This is a genomic window from Burkholderia sp. HI2714 (assembly GCF_002223085.1).
Classification (GTDB): Bacteria; Pseudomonadota; Gammaproteobacteria; order Burkholderiales; family Burkholderiaceae; genus Burkholderia; species Burkholderia lata_D.
Window position 1 is genome coordinate 358176 of the sequence record NZ_NKFM01000035.1, and the last position, 18968, is coordinate 377143.

16 protein-coding genes are annotated in these 18968 nt (G+C 65.5%); 9 read left to right on the plus strand and 7 right to left on the minus strand.

The features are described from left to right. Positions 1-92 precede the first annotated feature (92 nt). Genes CFB82_RS19645 through CFB82_RS19655 form a run of 3 tightly spaced genes read right to left on the minus strand, consistent with a single transcriptional unit; the run spans position 93 to position 3324 of the window. The gene (locus CFB82_RS19645) at positions 93-1625 is read right to left on the minus strand and encodes a YfcC family protein (protein WP_089484915.1); all 1533 of its coding nucleotides are present in this window, start codon (positions 1623-1625) and stop codon (positions 93-95) included. 29 nt (positions 1626-1654) lie between these two features. Continuing rightward, entirely contained in the window at positions 1655-2428 is a 774-nt protein-coding gene (locus CFB82_RS19650) for an IclR family transcriptional regulator (RefSeq protein ID WP_089484916.1), read from the minus strand. Continuing rightward, entirely contained in the window at positions 2425-3324 is a 900-nt protein-coding gene (locus CFB82_RS19655) for an N-formylglutamate amidohydrolase (RefSeq protein ID WP_089484917.1), read from the minus strand. The genes CFB82_RS19650 and CFB82_RS19655 overlap by 4 nt, the downstream gene beginning before the upstream one ends. Positions 3325-3673: 349 nt before the next feature. Here CFB82_RS19655 and CFB82_RS19660 point away from each other — a divergent pair, with 349 nt between their 5' ends. Beyond that, on the plus strand, positions 3674-4777 hold the full coding sequence (locus tag CFB82_RS19660) for a porin (protein WP_089485016.1): 1104 nt from the start codon (positions 3674-3676) through the stop codon (positions 4775-4777). Positions 4778-4807: 30 nt separating this feature from the next. On the opposite strand, the gene CFB82_RS19665 is transcribed toward CFB82_RS19660, so the two are convergent. Next, a complete protein-coding gene (locus CFB82_RS19665; RefSeq protein ID WP_089484918.1) occupies positions 4808-5644 on the minus strand; it encodes a DMT family transporter in 837 nt (278 codons plus the stop codon). Between the two features lie 115 nt (positions 5645-5759). Here CFB82_RS19665 and selD point away from each other — a divergent pair, with 115 nt between their 5' ends. The 3 genes from selD to CFB82_RS19680 all read left to right on the plus strand — a co-directional run bounded on the left by selD (position 5760) and on the right by CFB82_RS19680 (position 8803). Further along, a complete protein-coding gene (gene selD, locus CFB82_RS19670) occupies positions 5760-6824 on the plus strand; it encodes a selenide, water dikinase SelD (protein WP_083266178.1) in 1065 nt (354 codons plus the stop codon). A gap of 73 nt (positions 6825-6897) precedes the next feature. Continuing rightward, entirely contained in the window at positions 6898-7488 is a 591-nt protein-coding gene (locus CFB82_RS19675; protein WP_089484919.1) for a LysE family translocator, read from the plus strand. Between the two features lie 247 nt (positions 7489-7735). Further along, positions 7736-8803 (plus strand): purine-nucleoside phosphorylase, encoded by a 1068-nt coding sequence (locus CFB82_RS19680; protein WP_089484920.1) that lies wholly within the window; start codon positions 7736-7738, stop codon positions 8801-8803. Positions 8804-8926: 123 nt separating this feature from the next. Here CFB82_RS19680 and CFB82_RS19685 read toward each other — a convergent pair whose 3' ends face one another. Beyond that, complete coding sequence (locus CFB82_RS19685; protein ID WP_089484921.1) at positions 8927-9694, minus strand: hypothetical protein; 768 nt, start codon at positions 9692-9694, stop codon at positions 8927-8929. 92 nt (positions 9695-9786) lie between these two features. Between CFB82_RS19685 and CFB82_RS19690 the strand changes: the two genes are divergently transcribed. Both CFB82_RS19690 and CFB82_RS44565 read left to right on the plus strand, forming a co-directional pair. Beyond that, on the plus strand, positions 9787-10839 hold the full coding sequence (locus tag CFB82_RS19690) for an RNA-guided endonuclease InsQ/TnpB family protein (RefSeq protein WP_089484922.1): 1053 nt from the start codon (positions 9787-9789) through the stop codon (positions 10837-10839). Between the two features lie 437 nt (positions 10840-11276). After that, the gene (locus tag CFB82_RS44565; RefSeq protein WP_373558825.1) at positions 11277-11486 is read left to right on the plus strand and encodes a hypothetical protein; all 210 of its coding nucleotides are present in this window, start codon (positions 11277-11279) and stop codon (positions 11484-11486) included. Positions 11487-11694: 208 nt separating this feature from the next. On the opposite strand, the gene CFB82_RS19695 is transcribed toward CFB82_RS44565, so the two are convergent. Both CFB82_RS19695 and ceoR read right to left on the minus strand, forming a co-directional pair. Continuing rightward, positions 11695-11988 (minus strand): DUF4148 domain-containing protein, encoded by a 294-nt coding sequence (locus CFB82_RS19695; protein ID WP_089484923.1) that lies wholly within the window; start codon positions 11986-11988, stop codon positions 11695-11697. A 441-nt stretch (positions 11989-12429) separates the two neighbouring features. Further along, positions 12430-13434 (minus strand): putative multidrug efflux transcriptional regulator CeoR, encoded by a 1005-nt coding sequence (gene ceoR, locus CFB82_RS19700; protein WP_089484924.1) that lies wholly within the window; start codon positions 13432-13434, stop codon positions 12430-12432. 174 nt (positions 13435-13608) lie between these two features. On the opposite strand from ceoR, the gene CFB82_RS19705 reads away from it, so the two are divergent. From CFB82_RS19705 to ceoB, 3 genes are read left to right on the plus strand one after another with little or no spacing between them, the layout of a single operon-like run. Beyond that, positions 13609-14469 carry an alpha/beta hydrolase gene (locus CFB82_RS19705; RefSeq protein ID WP_089484925.1) on the plus strand — a complete coding sequence of 287 codons (861 nt, stop codon included), beginning with the start codon at positions 13609-13611 and terminating at the stop codon, positions 14467-14469. 32 nt (positions 14470-14501) lie between these two features. Further along, a complete protein-coding gene (ceoA, locus tag CFB82_RS19710) occupies positions 14502-15719 on the plus strand; it encodes a multidrug efflux RND transporter periplasmic adaptor subunit CeoA (RefSeq protein ID WP_069252569.1) in 1218 nt (405 codons plus the stop codon). A gap of 45 nt (positions 15720-15764) precedes the next feature. Beyond that, positions 15765-18965 (plus strand): multidrug efflux RND transporter permease subunit CeoB, encoded by a 3201-nt coding sequence (gene ceoB, locus CFB82_RS19715; RefSeq protein ID WP_046546174.1) that lies wholly within the window; start codon positions 15765-15767, stop codon positions 18963-18965. Positions 18966-18968: the final 3 nt, after the last annotated feature.

Consider the following 18968-nt stretch of genomic DNA (forward strand, 5'->3'; position numbering starts at 1 on the left):
TTGCGATGCCCGCCGCGGCCATCGATACCGGACGGCGGTGTGCTCTCCGCACCGCGAAGAGCACGTGCATTCCGCAGACCCTGCCGTGAACCTCAATACCCGATCCACACCGCGAACGTCAGCACGACGCACGACAGTGCGAGCAGCGCCAGGAACAGCGGCAGCACGAAGCGGATCCACGCACCGAAATCGACGCGTGCGGTAGCCAGATACGCGAGCAGCATCCCGGACGTCGGCGTGACGAGGTTCGTCAGCCCGCCGCCGAGCACGAACGCGAGCACCGACGTCTGGCCGCTCACGCCCGACAGCTGCGCGATCGGCCCGATGATCGGCATGCTGACCGCGGCCTTGCCCGACACCGACGGAATGAACACGTCGAGCACCATCTGCACCCCCATCAGCCCGTTCGCGACCCACACCGGCGACTGCCCGTCCGCGAGTCGCGTGAAGAAATTGATCAGCGTGTCGAGCACGAGGCTGTTCTGCAGCAGCAGTTCGACGGACGCTGCGAGCCCCATCAGCAGCGCCGCGAGGATCATGTTCTTCATCCCGTCGACGAACGCGTCCGCCGCGCTGCGCGAATCGAGCCCGCCGATGATGGCCGTCACGATGCTCACGGCCGTGTAGAACGCCGCCAGCTCGATGTTGCCCCACTTCAGTTCGCGCGTGCCGTAGATCAGCATCGCGACCGCCGCTGCGAACACGACCAGTGTCGCCTTGTGGCGCAGCGACAGCTTCGCGGTTGCGTCCGCGGCGTGGCCGGTTGCGGTCTGTCCGGCGCGATAGCCGGTGCTGCGCACGTAGCGCAGCAGGTACAGGATGCCGATCGTCAGGAAAACGACGAACACGGCCGCGCGCAGCGCCACGCCGCTGAACAGCGGCACGCCGACCAGCGGCTGCGCGACGGCCAGTGCGAGCGGGTTCGTGACCGATGCGATATAGCCGATCTTCGCGGCAAGCGCGACCAGTGCGACCGCGTAGAGGTCGGAGAGACCCAGGCGCCGCGCGATCACGACGACCATCGGAATGATCACGAGATACTCGGAGATGAAGCCGAGCAGCGTGCTGCCGAGCCCGATCAGGATCATCAGCATCGGCGTGAGCAGGTACACATTGTTGCCGGTGAGCTGCAGCAGCCGGTCGATGCCCGCATCGACCACACCGGTGCGGCGCATCACGCCGAACATCCCGCCGACGAACATCACCATCACGATCAGCGGCGCGTTCTTCAGCAATCCTTCCGGTATCGCGACGAATGCCGAGACGAGGCTCGCGGGCATCGCATGCGTGGGCGTGCTGTGGCTGATTGTTGGTGCAACGAGCGTCGTGAGCGCTGTGGTCTTCGGCACCACGTGATAGGTGCCCGGCACGACGAGCCGGCCGTTGCGCTCGAAGCGGCCGGAATCGACGATCCAGGTGAGTGCGATCGCGACCGCCAGCACCCACAGCATCATCACGACCGGATGCAGCATCTTGCCGCGCGGATGCGGCGCGCGGCCGGCGTGGGCCGATGCGTCGCCGGGCGCATTGCCGGCCGCGTCGTGGGTCGCTGCATCAGCCGGTGCCGCAAGCGGGGTGGCGTCGGAGGCGCGTGCGCCGGCAGGGTTCGGAGAAGAGGCGGACATCGGATCCTCGTCGAAGAAGAAGCGGGCCGTCAGGCCGGTTGCAGCGCGGCGCGCGCCGGGACGTAGCCGAGTTCGGCGGAAATGGCGAGGCTGCATGCCTGCAGGCGCTCGAGATAGTCGGGGATGTCGGCGTGGCTCACGCGCACCTCGGGCCCCGTCACGCTGACCGACGCGACTGTCGCGCCGGTCAGGTCGCGCACCGGCACCGCGATCCCGACCGCGCCGGGCGTCACCTCGCCGCTGCTCACCGCGTAGCCCTTGCGCGCGACCGCGTCGAGTTCGCCGGCGAGCTTCGCCGGATCGTCGGCCTGCCCGTTCCTGCGCAGTTGCGCGAGATATTCGTCGCGCACCGGGTCGGGCGCGAACGCGAGCAGCACCTTGCCCGATGCGCCGAAATTGATTGGCCGGCGATTGCCGACCGCGCCGACGGTACGCACCGTGTGCGTCGTTTCGCACCGCGCGACGCACACCGATTCGAGCCCTTCGCGCACGCGCAGCACGATGGTCTCGTTGATCGCCTGGTTGAGCGCGAGCATGTGCCGGTGCGCGGCGCGCACGAGCGCGTTCTGCTGCGACGCCGCCACGCCGATCACGAACGCCTGCGGGCCGAGCGCATAGGTGGACGTGCGCGGGTCCTGCACGACGAAGCGGTGCAGTTCGAGCGTGCACAGCATCCGGTACGTGCGTGACTTGTTGATGCCGAGCTGCGATGCGAGCTCGGTCACGCCGAGGTTCGGGTGTTCGGCCACGTAGGTCAGCAGCTTCAGCGCGCTGTCGACGGCGTCGACGATATAGGTCGTCATGCGGGGTCTCCCTGCGGCGCGATGCGCGCGCGGACGTAATCGGCGAGTGCATCGAGGTACGCGTCGACCGAGCGCTTCAGCGTGGCGAAGCCCGCGTGTTTCGCGAATGCGGCCTCGTCCATGTACAGCGCGCGGTTGAATTCGATCTGGATGCTGTGGCGCTGCCGTGCGGGATCGGCGAGCGCGGTCAGCAGGTCGCCGCCCTGGTACGGGTCGTTGACCTGCACGCGATAGCCGGCGTCGGCGAACCACTGCGCGGTCCACCCGGTGAAGGCCGGATCCGCGGTCGTGCCGCGCCGGTCGCTGACGACGACGTCCGGCCGCCATTCGCCCGCGTCGACGTTCATCGCGTTGCCGCGCGACTTCATCGAATGGCAGTCGATATGCCACAGCGCGGCGTGCGCGGCGTGCAGCGGCTCGGCGATGCCGGCGAGCGCGCGGCGGTACGGCAGGTAGTACGCGTCGATCCGGTTGCGTACTTCTTCGAGCGACAGCTTGCGGTCGTACAGCGGCACGCCGGGCAGCGCGTCGCGCCGGATCAGCCCCATCCCGCGCTGCGTGTACGGCTGCGGCGCAAGCGGCTCGGGCCACGGCTCGGCGAGCAGCATCGCGTCGATGTCGGTTTCCGCGCGGTTCGGATCGATGTATGCGCGCGGAAACGTCGCGCCGAGCAGCGTGCCGCCACGCGCGGGCGTGCCGGCCCACAGTTCGTCGATGTACGCGTCCCACGTCGTGCGGATCGCGTCATCGGGCGCAATGGTGGCGAAGTCAGGCGGATACGCGATGCCGCTGTGCGGCGAGTCGACGACGATCGGCAGGGCCGGCACAGTCGGCGTCGCGACGAAATACGCAAGCGATGCGCCGGCAGTCGCGTTGTTGCAATTAAACGTCAGCATGGGGATCAGGTTCTTTACCTAGTTTCTCGAAGCGTCTCGTGCGTTTGTTTTAATCATTAAAACATCGTATCAATATTTCACAACGACTGAAAATCGCGGTCAAGGGCTTTTTGCGATACCGGGATTACGCGTCGAGATCGGGCTGTAATGCCCGTGGTTATTGGGCTTGTTTCATTCATTGAAACGACTGTAGATTCAGGGGTATTCGACTCCCGTGTGCGATTTTTGGCATCGCTTGACGCTTCAAATCGCAGAATTCGACAATGAATAAGACGATGTTTTATTCAATAAAACACGTGTCGAGCGAAACAAATCGCTCCCCATATTCAGTCGATAAAAGGGGTTGGAGATGAAGCGAAAAGGGGTGGCAGTCGCGCTGGCGGGTATCGCAACGGCGGCGGGTGCGATGCACGCGCACGCACAGTCGAGCGTGACGCTGTACGGCGTGGTCGATTCGGGGATCACGTACACCAACAACCAGAACGGCCACGCCGCGTGGCAGGCAACCGGCGGCAACGAGCAGGGCACGCGCTTCGGGCTGCTCGGCAAGGAAGACCTCGGCGGTGGCACGCGCGCGGTGTTCCGGCTCGAGAACGGCTTCAACATCGAGAGCGGCGCCGCGAGCCAGGGCGGCCGTCTGTTCGGGCGCCGCGCGTACGTCGGGCTGGAAAACGACCGCTGGGGTACGCTGACGATGGGCCGCCAGTACAACGCGGCGCAGGAAGTGCTGGAGCCGCTGCAGATCGGCGCGACCACCGCCCTTACTCAATATGCGCTGCACCCGTTCGACACCGACGACCTGAACAACACGTTCCGCACCAACAACTCGGTGCAGTACCAGACGCCCACCTGGTATGGCTTGCGCGCGGTCGGCCTGTACGGCTTCTCGAATTCGACGTCGTTCGCGCAAAACCGCGTGTGGAGCATCGGCACGAGCTACGAGAACGGGCCGCTGCAACTCGGCGCGGCCTACGTGCGCGTCGATCGTCCGGCGCTCGACACCACCGGCGCGGCGGCATCCGACAACTACTACACGTTCATCAAGGGCGTGACGCGCCAGCAGATCTGGGGCGCGGGCGGCGCGTATGCGTGGGGCGCCGCGACGTTCGGGCTGCTGTACACGAGTTCGCTGATCAACCTGCAGACGGGTGGCGCGATGCGCTTCAACAACTACGAGGGCAGCGTGCGCTACCTGATGACGCCCGCGCTGCAGTTCGCGCTCGGCGAAACCTACACGCAGGTGCTCGCGTCGCAGGGGCCGAAGCCGAGCTCGCACTACCTGCAGACGAGCGTCGGTGCGCAGTATTTCCTGTCGAAGCGCACCGATATCTACGTGAACGCGTTCTACCAGCGTGCGTCGTCGAACACGGTGGCCGCGATCGAAGGCATCTCGAATCCGTCGAGCACGCGCACGCAGATCGTCGCGGTGACGGGCATCCGCCACAAGTTCTGACGCGGTGGCAGGCGCGGGCGCGCTTGCTGCCTACAGCCGGATCAGCGCCGCGCCAACCACCACCAGCGCGCACGCGGCAAGCCGCTGCGCGCCGGGCCGCTCGCGCATCACGAGCCAGCCGATCGCGACCGCGAAGATCGAGCTCGTTTCGCGCAGCGCCGACACCGTCCCGACCGGCAAGTACCGGTACGCGAGGATCACGATCCCGTACGCCGCGAGCGAGATCGTGCCGGCGATCGCGCCCTGCGTGAGCGCGGTGCGCGAGCCGAGCACCGCGCGCGGGCCGCCACGCACCGCGCAGACCAGCACGAACTGCGGCACGCTCCACAGTACGTACACCCACGCGATGTAGCCGAGCGCGCTGCCGGACACGCGCGAGCCGATGCCGTCGCAGATCGAATACGCGGCGATGAACACGCCCGTGAGCAGCGCAAACGGCACGCCTTCGCCGGAGAACCGGAAGCCGCGTCGCAGTGCGAGCGACATGATGCCGAACGACACGAGCGCGATGCCCGCGAAGCCGAACGGCGTCGGCCGCTCGTGCAGGATCGCGAGCGCCAGCACCGACACGAGCAGCGGAGAAATCCCGCGTGCAATCGGATAGATCTGCCCAAATTCGCCGCTGCGGTACGCGCGCGCCAGCGTGAAGCAGTACGCGACCTCGAGCGCGGCCGATGCGGCGATGTACGGCCACGCGGCGGGCGCCGGCGCGGGCAGCAGCGCGGCGCCGACGACACCGAACGCGAAATACGGCAGCGACATCGTGCCGAGCTGGACGAGCCGGTCTTCGCTCACGTGGAGGAAGGCATTCCAGATCGCGTGCAGCAACGCGGAGCACAGCACGAGGCCGATGAAGAGGTGGTCCATGGACGAAGAGGCGGACAGGGGCGGGAGCGGAGGAGGCGCCGTCATTATGTGGGTATCGGGCGCACTCGCATGGAATTGTCGATAATGGCGTGTTGTTATTCACCGGATGCCGACCATGACCGAAGCCACCCAAGCCCAGCCTGCCGTTCCGCGCCTCACGAGCCTGTCACATGGCGGCGGCTGCGGCTGCAAGATCGCGCCGGGCGTGCTGTCCGAGCTGCTGAAGCGCGCGACGCCGCCCGCGCTGTTCCCGGATCTGCTGGTCGGCACCGAGACGTCCGACGACGCGGCCGTCTACCGCCTCAACGACGAGCAGGCGATCGTCGCGACCACCGACTTCTTCATGCCGATCGTCGACGATCCGTTCGACTTCGGCCGCATCGCGGCTACCAACGCGCTGTCCGACGTCTACGCGATGGGTGGCAAGCCGATCCTCGCGCTCGCGCTGGTCGGCATGCCGATCAACGTGCTGCCGCACGAGACGATCGCGGCCGTGCTGCGCGGCGGCGAATCGGTGTGCGCGGATGCCGGCATTCCGGTCGCGGGCGGCCATTCGATCGATTCGGTCGAGCCGATCTACGGGCTCGCGGCGATCGGCGTCGTGCACCCGTCGCGCGTGAAGCGCAACGCAGCTGCACGCGCGGGCGACGTGCTCGTGCTCGGCAAGCCGCTCGGCGTCGGCGTGCTGTCCGCCGCGCTGAAGAAGAACCAGCTCGATGCCGCGGGCTACGCGCAGATGGTCGCGACTACCACCAAGCTGAACCGGCCGGGCGCCGAGCTCGCCGCGCTGCCGGGCGTGCATGCGCTGACCGACGTCACGGGCTTCGGGCTGCTCGGCCACACGCTCGAGCTGGCACGTGGCGCACACCTCACCGCGCGCGTGCACTATGCGTCGTTGCCGTGGCTCGCGGGCGTCGAGGCGTTCGTCGCCGATGGCGTATTTACCGGCGCGTCGGGCCGCAACTGGGCCGCGTATGGCGCCGACGTGCAATTGGCCGCTACGCTGCCGCCCGTCGCGCAGGCGCTGCTGACCGATCCGCAGACGTCGGGCGGCCTGCTGGTCGCGTGCGCCCCCGAGGCCGTCGACGACGTGCTCGCGTGCTTCCGGGCGGACGGCTTCGACCGCGCGGGCGTGATCGGAGAGATGGTGGACGGGCCTGCACGCGTCGACGTCGCGTGACGCTCAAGCGACACACAGGATTTTTTGCGGTCGCTAGAATCGATGCCTTCCATCGAGAAGGTATCGACGACCGATGAACGACTTCCTGTTCGGGCTGATGATCGCGCTGTCGGTCGGGCCCGTCGCGCTGATGATCGCGAACTACGGGATGCGCGCCGGCACCGCGAGTGGTGTGCGCGCGGCGGTGGGCGTCGCGACGGCCGACGGCTGCTATGCGGTCGTCGCGTTCACGCTCGGCGCGATGCTCGCGAGCACGCTCGCCGCACATCTGTCGCTGTTTCGCCTGGTCGGCGCGCTCGTGCTGCTCGCAATGGGCGCGCGGATGCTGTGGCAGGCGCTGCGGGATCGCCGCCACACGCTCGACGGTGATGCGCGGCCGCCAGGCAGCCGGCCGTTTTCATCGATGTTCTTCGTCACGCTGGCGAACCCGCTCACGATCCTGTTGTTCTACGGCTATGCAACGGCTGCGGCCGGTGCGCATCGGCACTGGCTGCTCGGTGCCGCGTGCGTGTTTGCCGGCAGCCTCGCGGGGCAGCTCGTGTTCGCATTCGGCGGCAGCGTGATCGGCCGGATCGTGAAGTCGCCGGCGCTGCTCGCCGCGAGCCATGTGGTTGCGGCGCTTGTCGTGCTGGGTTACGGGGTGGCGGGGCTGGCGCGGTTGTAGCGGTTTGCCGGGTTACACGCGTGCAAGTGCGATTGACGTGTCGGTGCCGAGCAACCGGATAGTATTCCTGATGGTGTGTCGACGCGCGGAGACCATTTCCTTCGTCATTCCCGCGTGTACCAGACCCGCACCGATGCACCGTCGCCGTTTCGTAGTCGGGTTCCGCATCGGGCACGCCCGTTCTATACTCCGACGCGCAGTCTACGAGAGCCGTTCTCACCCAACATCATCGAAACAAGGAACGCCGATGCTGACTCGCTCCATTCTTTCCGCCGCTGCATTCTCGCTCGCAGCCTGTGCGACCGCGCCGTCGATCGCGCAGGACAACCAGGGCAACAATGCATTCGCCGAGACCGGTGCACAGGGCCGCCCGGTCAAGGTCATGATCATCACGATGTTCGGTCCGGAGGGCCAGGCCTGGCTCGACCGGATCGGCCCGTGGCGCGACATCGCCGTGCCCGGCCTGTCGCCCGACTACCCGAACGTGCATTGCAACAAGCAGGACGTATGCGTGGTCACGACCGGCATGGGCTATGCGAATGCGTCGGCGACGATCATGGCGCTCACGTTCTCGCAGCGCTTCGATCTGCGCCGCACGTACTTCCTGATCTCCGGCATCGCGGGTGTCGACCCCGCGCAAGGCACGGTCGGTTCGGCCGCCTGGTCGAAATACCTGGTCGATTTCAGCCTGCAGTGGGAGCTCGATGCACGCGAGATTCCGGCCGGCTGGAATACCGGCTTCCTCGGCATCAACACGAAGAGCCCGAACGACAAGCCGCCGCTCGACTATCGCACCGAGGTGTTCCAGCTCAACCCGCAGCTGACCGACGCCGCGGTCGCGCTGTCGCGCAACGTCGTGCTCGCCGACAGCGCGCAGGCGCAGGCTGCACGTGCGAAGTTCAACTACGCGCCGGCGAACCGGCCGCCGACGGTGATCCAGTGCGATACGTCATCGGGCAACACGTGGTTCTCGGGCACGCTGATCGGCGAGCGCGCGCGCCAGTGGACGAAGATCCTGACCGACGGCAAGGGCACGTACTGCATGACCGCGCAGGAAGACAACGCGACGTATGAAGCGCTCAAGCGGGCGGCGAGCGTGAAGCGGGTCGACCTGTCGCGCGTGGCGGTGCTGCGCACGGGGTCCGATTTCGACCGGCCGTATGCGGGGCAGACGAGTGCCGACAACCTGCTGAACTACGCGGATCAGGGCGGCTTCGCCCCGGCGACAGAAAACCTGTACCGCGCGGGCAATCCGCTCGTTCAGGACATCGTCACGCACTGGGGCGAATGGCGCGACGGCGTGCCGCGTCGTTGAGTTGATTTGATCCGATGGGACGGTGCAGATTGATGTGCTGTCCCGTTGATCAAGTGGGCCGGATGGCCTCCGGCAGCGCAGGATGCGACTGCGCCGCCGGCGATGAGCAAAGGTCGGGGGCTGCTACGGAGTGGACCTGTCCGGTCTCTCGATTCTGATTTCGATTTTCGTGTATTCGGGCCCCAATAACTGCACGGGCCTGGTTCGACCACGTTCATCGGTCATGCCCGAATATCGGGCGGCGCTCGTGCTGATCCGATAGCAGGTCCGTGCCAGCGGTCGCTTTTGATCATCCAGAAGCGTCAGCGGGTTATCGCTCGTTCGTTCGGTCCAGCGCGTGGTGGTCACGACGCGGGTGCGCGCAGGGGCAGGATCGTCGCCGCACGTCAGACGGTCGGCATCCGGAGGCGGTCCGGGCGTGGCAGGTGTTATCGCGTAGCTGGCGATTCCTTCCAGCCCCGGCGTATTGCAAAGTTGCTGACATCCGGCCGGCGGACATTTCGGAACGAATTGCACCCAGATTTGCTTCGCGCTGTCGGCGTCGAGCTCGCCGTCCTTGCGAGCGAAGATGCGTTCTTGTACGTAGACATCGTCCGGTGCCATACCGAGTCCGACGAGAAAGGATTTCATCTGTTCGCCACGTTGCCTGGCCAATTGAGCCGGCTTGTGCTCCCATTCGTATGCAAGCGCATCGATCGTGGCCATCGCGCCTTCCTGTGTCCACTCTCGCGCCGTCAGATAGTGCCTGACGAGGCTGAGCCTCGCGCTGTTGCTTATCTCGGTCGAGTGCAACGGCAACTGGATGCTGTCGGTGAGCAGGACTTTGCACGCGTTTGCTTGCACCGGGCCAAGCAAGACGGCAATCAGCAAGGAGAAGAAGGTGCGCTTCATACGAATTTGCTCCGAGAAACCCCGCCATGGATGGCGGGAAGGAAAGGCGTGCTGTTGACAGGCAGCTTCTACCACGCGTTAGGATCACCAGCATGATCCTCGTCTATCGCTACCGGGTGAAGTCGCTCAACGGCTTGCTTAACAAGCAGAGCCGCGCGGTGAACTACGTCTGGAACTTCTGCAACGACACGCAGAAGCACGCGCTCAAGTGGAGCAAGAAGTGGCCGACGGGATTCGATCTGAACGTGTTGACGACGGGGAGCAGCAGGGCGCTCGGCATTCACTCCGGCACGGTCAACGCGACGTGCGAGCAATATGCGAAGTCGCGCAGTCAACACCGTCGGCCCTCCCTGCGCTATCGCGGCAGGAAATCGCTGGGCTGGGTGCCACTGAAGGGCCGTGATCTGAAGCGCGAGGGTGACGCGTTCCGTTTCGCCGGCAACACGTTTCGCGTATTCAACAGCCGATCGCTTCCCGAAGGCAAGATCAAGGACGGGACCAACTTTGCGCAGGATGCACGCGGCAACTGGTTTCTCAACATCGTGATCGAGATGCCCGATGTTCCGGCCCGACCTATCCGTTCCGGTGTCGGCATCGATCTCGGCCTGAAAGACTTCGCCACACTTTCGATCGGCGAGAAGCTGCCCAATGACCAGTTCGGTCGACGAGCGGCCGAGAAGCTCGCGAAAGCGCAACGGGCGCGAAAGCACAAGCGGCATATCGCGAAGCTGCACGTCAAGGTCGCGAATGCCCGCGCCGACTTCCAGCATAAGCTCGCGCTCGATCTGGTGCAGCGCTTCGATTACATCGCGGTCGGCAACGTGTCGGCTGTCAAACTCGCCGGAACCAGGATGGCGAAGAGCGTCTACGACGCATCCTGGTCGTCCTTCCGGGACAAGCTCCGTTACAAGGCGATGGCGCACGGAGTCACGTTCGAGGAAGTCGACGAAAGCGGTTCTACCCAGTCCTGTTCGGCGTGCGGGTCGAAAGACAGCACGACGCGGCCGAAAGGTATCGCGGGACTGAGAATAAGAGAGTGGGCCTGCAGTGACTGTGGTGTCGTGCATGATCGTGATATCAACGCTGCGCTGAACATTCTCCGATGCGGACGTGCATCGCCAGGTGTGGGAATCCTCCGCCTTTAGGCGGAGAAGGACGTCAAATTGGGTAGACAGCCGGTGGCGCGGTCGGCATCTGATCCTGTGCGGACGAAGTTCCTGGCGTCCAGCCTTGCCATGACGTCAGCCAGGGCGTCGAGTCCGTTTATCAGCGTGCGTCGGGTTTCGATGTCGGATGTGCCGAACCAGTCGATGACGCGTGCTTCCGTGGGCACCGATTATTGGAAACTGTGAACGAGAAGGATGACGATTAGGCGTGGTTTCGGCGCAGAGGCGAACCTCCGCGTGCAGCGCGACGCGACGGCAACGCGATCAGCACCGCTGTGGGCAATGGCCGACATGGCTTACAGCAATGGAGCCTGTTCGTGAGATTCGCTTGTCAGGCAAGTCTGCGTTCGTCAAGCGCTAGGCCGAGTGGCGGCGCATCTGGATGTCCGCATCGTGGCTGTCCAATGTTATAGATTGTGTCGACGCGGCAATGTTTGCGCTGCGATGGCAGCACGCTCGCCCGTTATCGACAATGGCCGTCCCGTGTATCCATCAAATGCACGAGCGACTCCAGATGCACCTTCTTCGCCCCGGCAACCGAAAACCTGTACCGCGCGGGCAATCCGCTGGTGCAGGACATTGTCACGCACTGGGGTGAATGGCGTGATGGCGTGCCGCGTCGTTGAAATCCACACGACGTTTCAGTCGAGGGTCAATGCGAGTGCGGGGCCGAACGGAACGGCGTCCAGACCGGTGTGGTGTCGTCCCAGTGATCGAGCGGCGAAGGAAGTTGATCGTTCATCATGTACTCCTGCAACTAACTGACTCAGCGAGTCGTCGATAGGTGTGTCTCGACGCCGCGCGCGGGGCAACCCGTTGCGCGGCGTTGCGCATTTACCGGCCTCCGCCGGCGAGCTGGTTGCTTTCCGGCATCGAGCGATACGGGCCTTGCGCCAGTTCGAGCCCTTGCGGATACGAGTTGGCCTTGCGCAGGTACGCGAGCGTGCCGTCCTTGCGCGCTTGCTCGACTTCCGCGTTCACCTCGGCGCGCGTGCGCGGGCCAGCGTGCTGCGAGTACCACGACGTGTTGCCGTAGTCGCCGGCATACGGCGTACCCGAATCGGCGAAGGCCGGGGCGGACACGGCGAGCGTGAGGGCGAGGGCGGAGAGAAGATGGCGGCGGTTCATGGCGAAACTCCTATGTCGATATGAGTTAGCGCTTCAGCGCTTACTCAGATCCCATGCAAAGCAAGTCGGAGTTGGCGCTAGAGCGCTTACTCCGGTCCCATCAAGCGGGATCTGTTCGATGCGCAACGAGGTGCGCGACAGGGTTTACTCTAGGTATCTGTTCCGTCGCGATAAATGCGGCAGATGCGAATTGAATTGTCGTGTCAGTGGAACAATCGACATCCGTACGCTCGGCAGGGTTATGCGGAAATCGCCCGCACCTGCTTGCAGCGGGCCTCGCACGGGTGCGGCGACGGGGCGCGACGACGCCTGCGGGCGATTGCGTCGGCTGGCACAAAGGTTTGCTGCGGATTCGGGAAGGATCGGGTGCGCCGGGCGGGTACGTGGCGCGGAGGCGGGGCGACGCGCAGGCCTCGCAGCCCGCGCGTGCAGTTCAGACGATTACGCGACCCACTCGTTGATGACCGGCGTGTCGAGCGCCGGCGCGCGTTCGGCTTCCTCGAACGTGCGCTTGCTGCACGTCGCGTCGAGGCTGCCCTTGCCGCTCAGCAGCGGGCAGCGATCGAACACCTCGGCGATCCAGTCGACGAACACGCGCACCTTCGGCGACAGATGGCGGCTGTGCGGATAGACGACCGAGATCGGCATCGGCAGCGGCTTGACGCCCGGCAGCACTTCCTTGAGCCGGCCTTCGCGCAGATGCGGCAGCACCATGAAGAGCGGCGGCTGGATCAGGCCGAAGCCTTCGATCCCGCAGGTCACGTACGCATCCGCGTCGTTCACCGACACGATGCCCTCCATCTTCATCTCGACTTCCTTGCCTTCGATCAGGAAGGTCCAGTCGATCGTGCGGCCCGTGCGGCTCGAGAAGTAGTTGACCGCCTTGTGCTGGTTCAAGTCGTCGATCGTCTGCGGTTCGCCATGGCGCTCGAGATAGTCGGGCGACGCGACCGTCACGCATTCGAACAGGCCGACCCGGCGCGCGACGAGCGACGAGTCCTGCAGGGCGCCGACGCGGATCACGCAATCGACCCCTTCCTGCAGCAGGTCGACCGGCCGGTCGGACAGGCCGAGCTGCAGGTCGATGTCCGGATAGCGCGTATGAAATTCGCACAGCGACGGAATCACGAGCAGCCGCCCGATCGAACCCGGCATGTCGATACGCAACTTTCCGTGCGGCTTCCGGTTGTTCGCCTGGAAGCTCGCCTCGGTTTCCTCGACGTCCGCGAGGATCCGCACGCATCGTTCGTAGTACGCGGCGCCGTCCGGCGTGAGCGACAGCCGGCGCGTGGTCCGGTGCATCAGCCGCACACCGAGGAATGCTTCGAGATTCTGGATGATCGTCGTGACGGACGCTCGCGGCAAGCTGAGCGTTTCTGCTGCCTTGGTGAAGCTGCTTGTATCGACGACGCGAGTAAACACCTGCATGGCCTGAAGCCGGTCCATCACAACCTCCGCAATCTAATGAGCCCCCGGAACGACAAGGCTGCGCTACCTCGTGGGTAAACGCAGCCTCGGATTGTTCGGGGGCGTTGAATTGTGTTGCCGGATTATAGGCATTTATCCCAATGTCTGCCGGACCCAGAATTCGTTCCATCTCGAAATGGATGCTGCATCGTCATGGACGCTTCTGAATTCAGCAAATTCCTGAAGGCCGCATTACCCGCGCAAGCCACGGCGGGCGCGGCGCTGACGGTCACCGAAGTGGAAATTCCCGGCTACGCGCAGGACATCGTGCTGCGCCTCTACCGCCGCCCGGACAAGACCGGGCTGCCAGTAGTGCTTTATTTCCACGGTGGCGGTTTCGTCCGCGGTTCGCTCGAAGACGCCGATTTCGCCGCGCGTTTTTTAGCAGAACGCTTACCAGCGCTCGTAGTGTCGGTCGACTATTCGCTCGCGCCGGCCTTCCCTTTTCCGGCCGCGCCGGAGGATGCGTATCGCGCTGCCGTGTGGGCCGCGACGCGCGCCCGCGCGTTCGGCGGCAACCCGAAGAAGATCGGTGTCGCGGGTCATGACGCGGGCGGCCAGCTCGCGAACTGCCTCGCGTTCATCGCGCGCGATCGCGGCGAAGTGTCGATCGTCGCGCAGGCGCTGTTCGGGCCGATGCTCGACCCGAGCATGACGCGCATCGGCGATGCCGATCGCCTCGCCTCCGACATCACTCCGCGCGAATGCGCGGCCTGTTATCGCGCTTATCTGCCGCAGGCCGCGCAACGCATGCACCCGTACGCGGCGCCGCTCGAATCGGTGCGCCTCGCGGGGCTGCCGCCAACGCTCGTCGTCACCGCGCAGAACGACGTGCTGCACGTCGAAGCGGAGAAATATGCGGGCTGCCTGATCTCGTCGGGCGTGCTCACGCAGGTGATCCGCTATCCGGACATCACGCACGCCGCGCTCGCGACGCACGAAGCCGCCTTCGAGGAAGCCGTGCGCTTCTTCCAGTGCCGCTTCCAGGCGCGCCAGCCGAATCGTTCCGAATAACCAAAACCAATCCACGTTTACTGGAGATCCACATGGCCATCCTACGCACCTCCCGTTCCCGAATCGCGACAGCGGCGATCGTGACGCTCGCCGTCGTCGGCCTCGGAACGTTCGGCGCGATGCGCGTGAACGCGAACGCACCGGAGAAAGCGGCAGCACCGCTGCCCGAAGTCGACGTCGCGACCGTCGTGCCGCAGACCGTGACCGACTGGCAGAGTTATTCGGGCCGCCTCGAGGCGGTCGAGAAAGTCGACGTGCGCCCGCAGGTGTCGGGCACGATCGTCGCGGTGAACTTCAAGGACGGCGCGCTCGTGAAGAAGGGCGACGTGCTGTTCGTGATCGACCCGCGCCCGTACCAGGCCGAAACCGACCGTGCGGCCGCGCAGCTCGCGGCCGCGCAGGCGCGCAACGGCTACGCGCAGACCGACTGGCAGCGCGCGCAGCGGCTGATCGGCGACAACGCGATCGCGAAGCGCGACTACGACGAGAAGCAGAATGCGGCCCGCGAGGCGACGGCGAACCTGAAGGCCGCCGAAGCCGCGCTGGAAACGGCGCGCATCAACCTCGGCTATACGCGGATCACGGCGCCTGTGTCGGGCCGCGTGTCGCGCGCGGAAATCACGCTCGGCAACGTCGTGTCGGCCGGCGCAGCGGCCGCGCCGCTGACGACGCTGGTGTCGGTGTCGCCGATCTACGCATCGTTCGACGCGGACGAGCAGACCTACCTGCAATACATCAACGGCGCGCGCAGCGGCCGCAAGGTGCCGGTCGAGCTCGGCCTCGCGAACGAAACCGGCTACTCGCGCAGCGGCGAGATCGACTCGGTCGACAACCGGCTCGATACGTCGTCCGGCACGATCCGCGTACGCGCGCGCTTCGACAACGCCGACGGCGCGCTCGTCCCGGGCCTCTACGCACGCGTGAAGGTGGGCGGCAGCGCGCCGCACGAGGCACTGCTCGTCGACGACGCGGCGATCAACACCGACCAGGACAAGAAGTTCGTGTTCGTCGTCGACCAGCAAGGCCGCGTGTCGTACCGCGAAGTGCAGCAGGGGATGCAGCACGGCAACCGGCGCGTGATCGTGAGCGGGCTCTCCGCCGGCGATCGCGTGATCGTGAACGGTACGCAACGCGTGCGCCCCGGCGAACAGGTGAAGCCGCACATGGTCCCGATGACGGGCGGTGACGCGCCGTCCGCGCCTTTGGCGGGCAACGCGAAGCCGGCCGCCCCGGCGAAGGCGGATTCGTAAGCGGCCCGCCGCTTCGTATCCGCGTTCAACCAGACAGAGCCACACATGAACATTTCCAAATTCTTTATCGACCGGCCGATCTTTGCAGGAGTCCTATCGGTGATCATCCTGCTCGGCGGGGTGATCGCGATGTTCCTGCTGCCGATCTCCGAATATCCGGAAGTCGTGCCGCCGTCCGTGATCGTGAAGGCGCAGTACCCGGGCGCGAACCCGAAAGTGATCGCAGAGACAGTCGCGTCGCCGCTCGAAGAGCAGATCAACGGCGTCGAGGACATGCTCTACATGCAGTCGCAGGCGAACAGCGACGGCAACATGACGATCACCGTCACGTTCAAGCTCGGCACCGATCCGGACAAAGCCACGCAGCTCGTGCAGAACCGCGTGAACCAGGCGCTGCCGCGCCTGCCGGAAGACGTGCAGCGGCTCGGCATCACGACGGTGAAGAGCTCGCCGACGCTGACGATGGTGGTCCACCTGATCTCGCCGGACAACCGCTACGACATGACCTACCTGCGCAACTACGCGCTGATCAACGTGAAGGATCGCCTGTCGCGGATCCAGGGCGTCGGCCAGGTGCAGCTGTGGGGTTCGGGCGACTACGCGATGCGCGTGTGGCTCGATCCGCAGAAGGTCGCGCAGCGCGGGCTGTCGGCCGAGGACGTCGTGCAGGCGATCCGCGAGCAGAACGTGCAGGTCGCGGCCGGCGTGATCGGCGCGTCGCCGTCGCTGCCGGGTACGCCGCTGCAGTTGTCGGTGAACGCGCGCGGTCGCTTGCAGACGGAAGACGAGTTCGGCGACATCGTCGTGAAGACGACGCCGGACGGCGGCGTCACGCACCTGCGCGACATCGCGCGGATCCAGCTCGACGCATCCGAATACGGGCTGCGCTCGCTGCTCGACAACAAGCCGGCCGTCGCGATGGCGATCAACCAGTCGCCGGGCGCGAACTCGCTGCAGATCTCGGACGAAGTGCGCAAGACGATGGCCGAGCTGAAGCAGGACATGCCCGCGGGCGTCGACTACAAGATCGTCTATGACCCGACGCAGTTCGTGCGTTCGTCGATCAAGGCCGTCGTGCACACGCTGCTCGAAGCGATCGCGCTGGTCGTGATCGTCGTGATCGTGTTCCTGCAGACCTGGCGCGCGTCGCTGATTCCGCTGATCGCGGTGCCGGTGTCGATCATCGGCACGTTCTCGCTGCTGCTCGCGTTCGGGTATTCGATCAATGCGTTGTCATTGTTCGGGATGGTGCTCGCGATCGGGATCGTGGTCGACGATGCGATCGTGGTGGTCGAGAACGTCGAGCGGAACATCGAGAGCGGGATGAACGCACGCGCGGCGACCTACAAGGCGATGCAGGAAGTGAGCGGGCCGATCATCGCGATCGCGCTGACGCTCGTCGCCGTGTTCGTGCCGCTCGCGTTCATGTCGGGCCTGACCGGTCAGTTCTACAAGCAGTTCGCGATGACCATCGCGATCTCGACGGTGATCTCGGCGTTCAACTCGCTGACGTTGTCGCCGGCGCTGTCCGCGATCCTGCTGAAGGGTCACGGCGACAAGGAAGACTGGCTCACGCGCGTGATGAACCGCGTGCTCGGCGGCTTCTTCCGCGGCTTCAACAAGGTGTTCCATCGCGGTGCGGAGAACTACGGCCGCGGCGTGCGCGGCGTGCTGTCGCGCAAGACGCTGATGCTCGGCGTGTACCTCGTGCTGGTGGGTGCGACCGTGCTCGTGTCGAAGGTCGTGCCGGGCGGCTTCGTGCCCGCGCAGGACAAGGAATACCTGATCGCGTTCGCGCAGCTGCCGAACGGTGCGTCGCTCGACCGCACCGAGAAGGTGATCCGCGACATGGGCTCGATCGCGCTGAAGCAGCCGGGTGTCGAGAGCGCGGTCGCGTTCCCGGGGCTGTCGGTGAACGGCTTCACGAACAGCTCGAGCGCGGGCATCGTGTTCGTCACGCTGAAGCCGTTCTCGGAACGGCACGGCAAGGCGCTGTCGGCCGGCGCGATCGCGGGTGCGCTGAACCAGAAGTACGGCGCGATGAAGGACTCGTTCGTCGCGGTGTTCCCCCCGCCGCCGGTGCTCGGCCTCGGTACGCTGGGCGGGTTCAAGATGCAGGTGGAGGATCGCGGCGCGGTCGGCTATGCGCGGCTCGCGGATGCGACCAACGACTTCATCAAGCGCGCGCAGCAGGCGCCTGAGCTTGGCCCGTTGTTCACGAGCTACCAGATCAACGTGCCGCAGCTCAACGTCGATCTCGATCGCGTGAAGGCGAAGCAGTTGGGCGTGCCGGTGACCGACGTGTTCAACACGATGCAGGTGTATCTCGGCTCGCTGTACGTGAACGACTTCAACCGCTTCGGGCGCGTGTACCAGGTGCGCGTGCAGGCCGATGCACCGTTCCGCCAGCGTGCGGACGACATCCTGCAGTTGAAGACGCGCAACGACAAGGGCGAGATGGTGCCGCTGTCGTCGCTCGTCACGGTGACGCCGACGTTCGGCCCGGAAATGGTCGTGCGCTACAACGGCTACACGGCGGCCGACATCAACGGCGGCCCGGCGCCGGGCTTCTCGTCGGGGCAGGCGCAGGCCGCGATCGAACGCATCGCGCATGAAACGCTGCCGCGCGGCGTGCGGTTCGAATGGACCGACCTCACGTACCAGCAGATTCTTGCCGGCGATTCGGCGATGTACGTGTTCCCGATCAGCGTGCTGCTCGTGTTCCTCGTGCTCGCCGCGTTGTATGAAAGCCTGACGCTGCCGCTCGCGGTGATCCTGATCGTGCCGATGAGCATTCTGTCGGCGCTGACGGGCGTGTGGCTCACACAGGGCGACAACAACATCTTCACGCAGATCGGCTTGATGGTGCTGGTGGGGCTGTCGGCGAAGAACGCGATCCTGATCGTCGAATTCGCGCGTGAACTCGAACACGACGGCAGGACGCCGCTCGAGGCCGCGATCGAGGCGAGCCGGCTGCGGCTGCGCCCGATCCTGATGACGTCGATCGCCTTCATCATGGGTGTGGTGCCGCTCGTCACGTCGACGGGTGCCGGTTCGGAAATGCGCCATGCGATGGGTGTCGCGGTGTTCTTCGGGATGCTTGGCGTGACGCTGTTCGGGCTGATGCTGACGCCGGTGTTCTACGTCGTGCTGCGCACGCTCGCGGGCGGCAAGATCCACGTCGCCGGGAAGGACTCGGCCGGCTACGGTGTGCCGTCCCAGCACGTGCCGGCTTCGGATGCTTGAGGA

Coding starts and splice junctions, on each gene's coding strand:
- CFB82_RS19695 (WP_089484923.1), bottom strand. CDS start 11,988: ATGAACCGCCGCCATCTTCTCTCCGCCCTCGCCCTCACGCTCGCCGTG.
- ceoR (WP_089484924.1), bottom strand. CDS start 13,434: ATGGACCGGCTTCAGGCCATGCAGGTGTTTACTCGCGTCGTCGATACA.
- CFB82_RS19680 (WP_089484920.1), top strand. CDS start 7,736: ATGCTGACTCGCTCCATTCTTTCCGCCGCTGCATTCTCGCTCGCAGCC.
- ceoA (WP_069252569.1), top strand. CDS start 14,502: ATGGCCATCCTACGCACCTCCCGTTCCCGAATCGCGACAGCGGCGATC.
- CFB82_RS19655 (WP_089484917.1), bottom strand. CDS start 3,324: ATGCTGACGTTTAATTGCAACAACGCGACTGCCGGCGCATCGCTTGCG.
- CFB82_RS19660 (WP_089485016.1), top strand. CDS start 3,674: ATGAAGCGAAAAGGGGTGGCAGTCGCGCTGGCGGGTATCGCAACGGCG.
- ceoB (WP_046546174.1), top strand. CDS start 15,765: ATGAACATTTCCAAATTCTTTATCGACCGGCCGATCTTTGCAGGAGTC.
- CFB82_RS19650 (WP_089484916.1), bottom strand. CDS start 2,428: ATGACGACCTATATCGTCGACGCCGTCGACAGCGCGCTGAAGCTGCTG.
- CFB82_RS19685 (WP_089484921.1), bottom strand. CDS start 9,694: ATGAAGCGCACCTTCTTCTCCTTGCTGATTGCCGTCTTGCTTGGCCCG.
- CFB82_RS19675 (WP_089484919.1), top strand. CDS start 6,898: ATGAACGACTTCCTGTTCGGGCTGATGATCGCGCTGTCGGTCGGGCCC.
- selD (WP_083266178.1), top strand. CDS start 5,760: ATGACCGAAGCCACCCAAGCCCAGCCTGCCGTTCCGCGCCTCACGAGC.
- CFB82_RS19645 (WP_089484915.1), bottom strand. CDS start 1,625: ATGTCCGCCTCTTCTCCGAACCCTGCCGGCGCACGCGCCTCCGACGCC.
- CFB82_RS19665 (WP_089484918.1), bottom strand. CDS start 5,644: ATGGACCACCTCTTCATCGGCCTCGTGCTGTGCTCCGCGTTGCTGCAC.
- CFB82_RS19705 (WP_089484925.1), top strand. CDS start 13,609: ATGGACGCTTCTGAATTCAGCAAATTCCTGAAGGCCGCATTACCCGCG.
- CFB82_RS19690 (WP_089484922.1), top strand. CDS start 9,787: ATGATCCTCGTCTATCGCTACCGGGTGAAGTCGCTCAACGGCTTGCTT.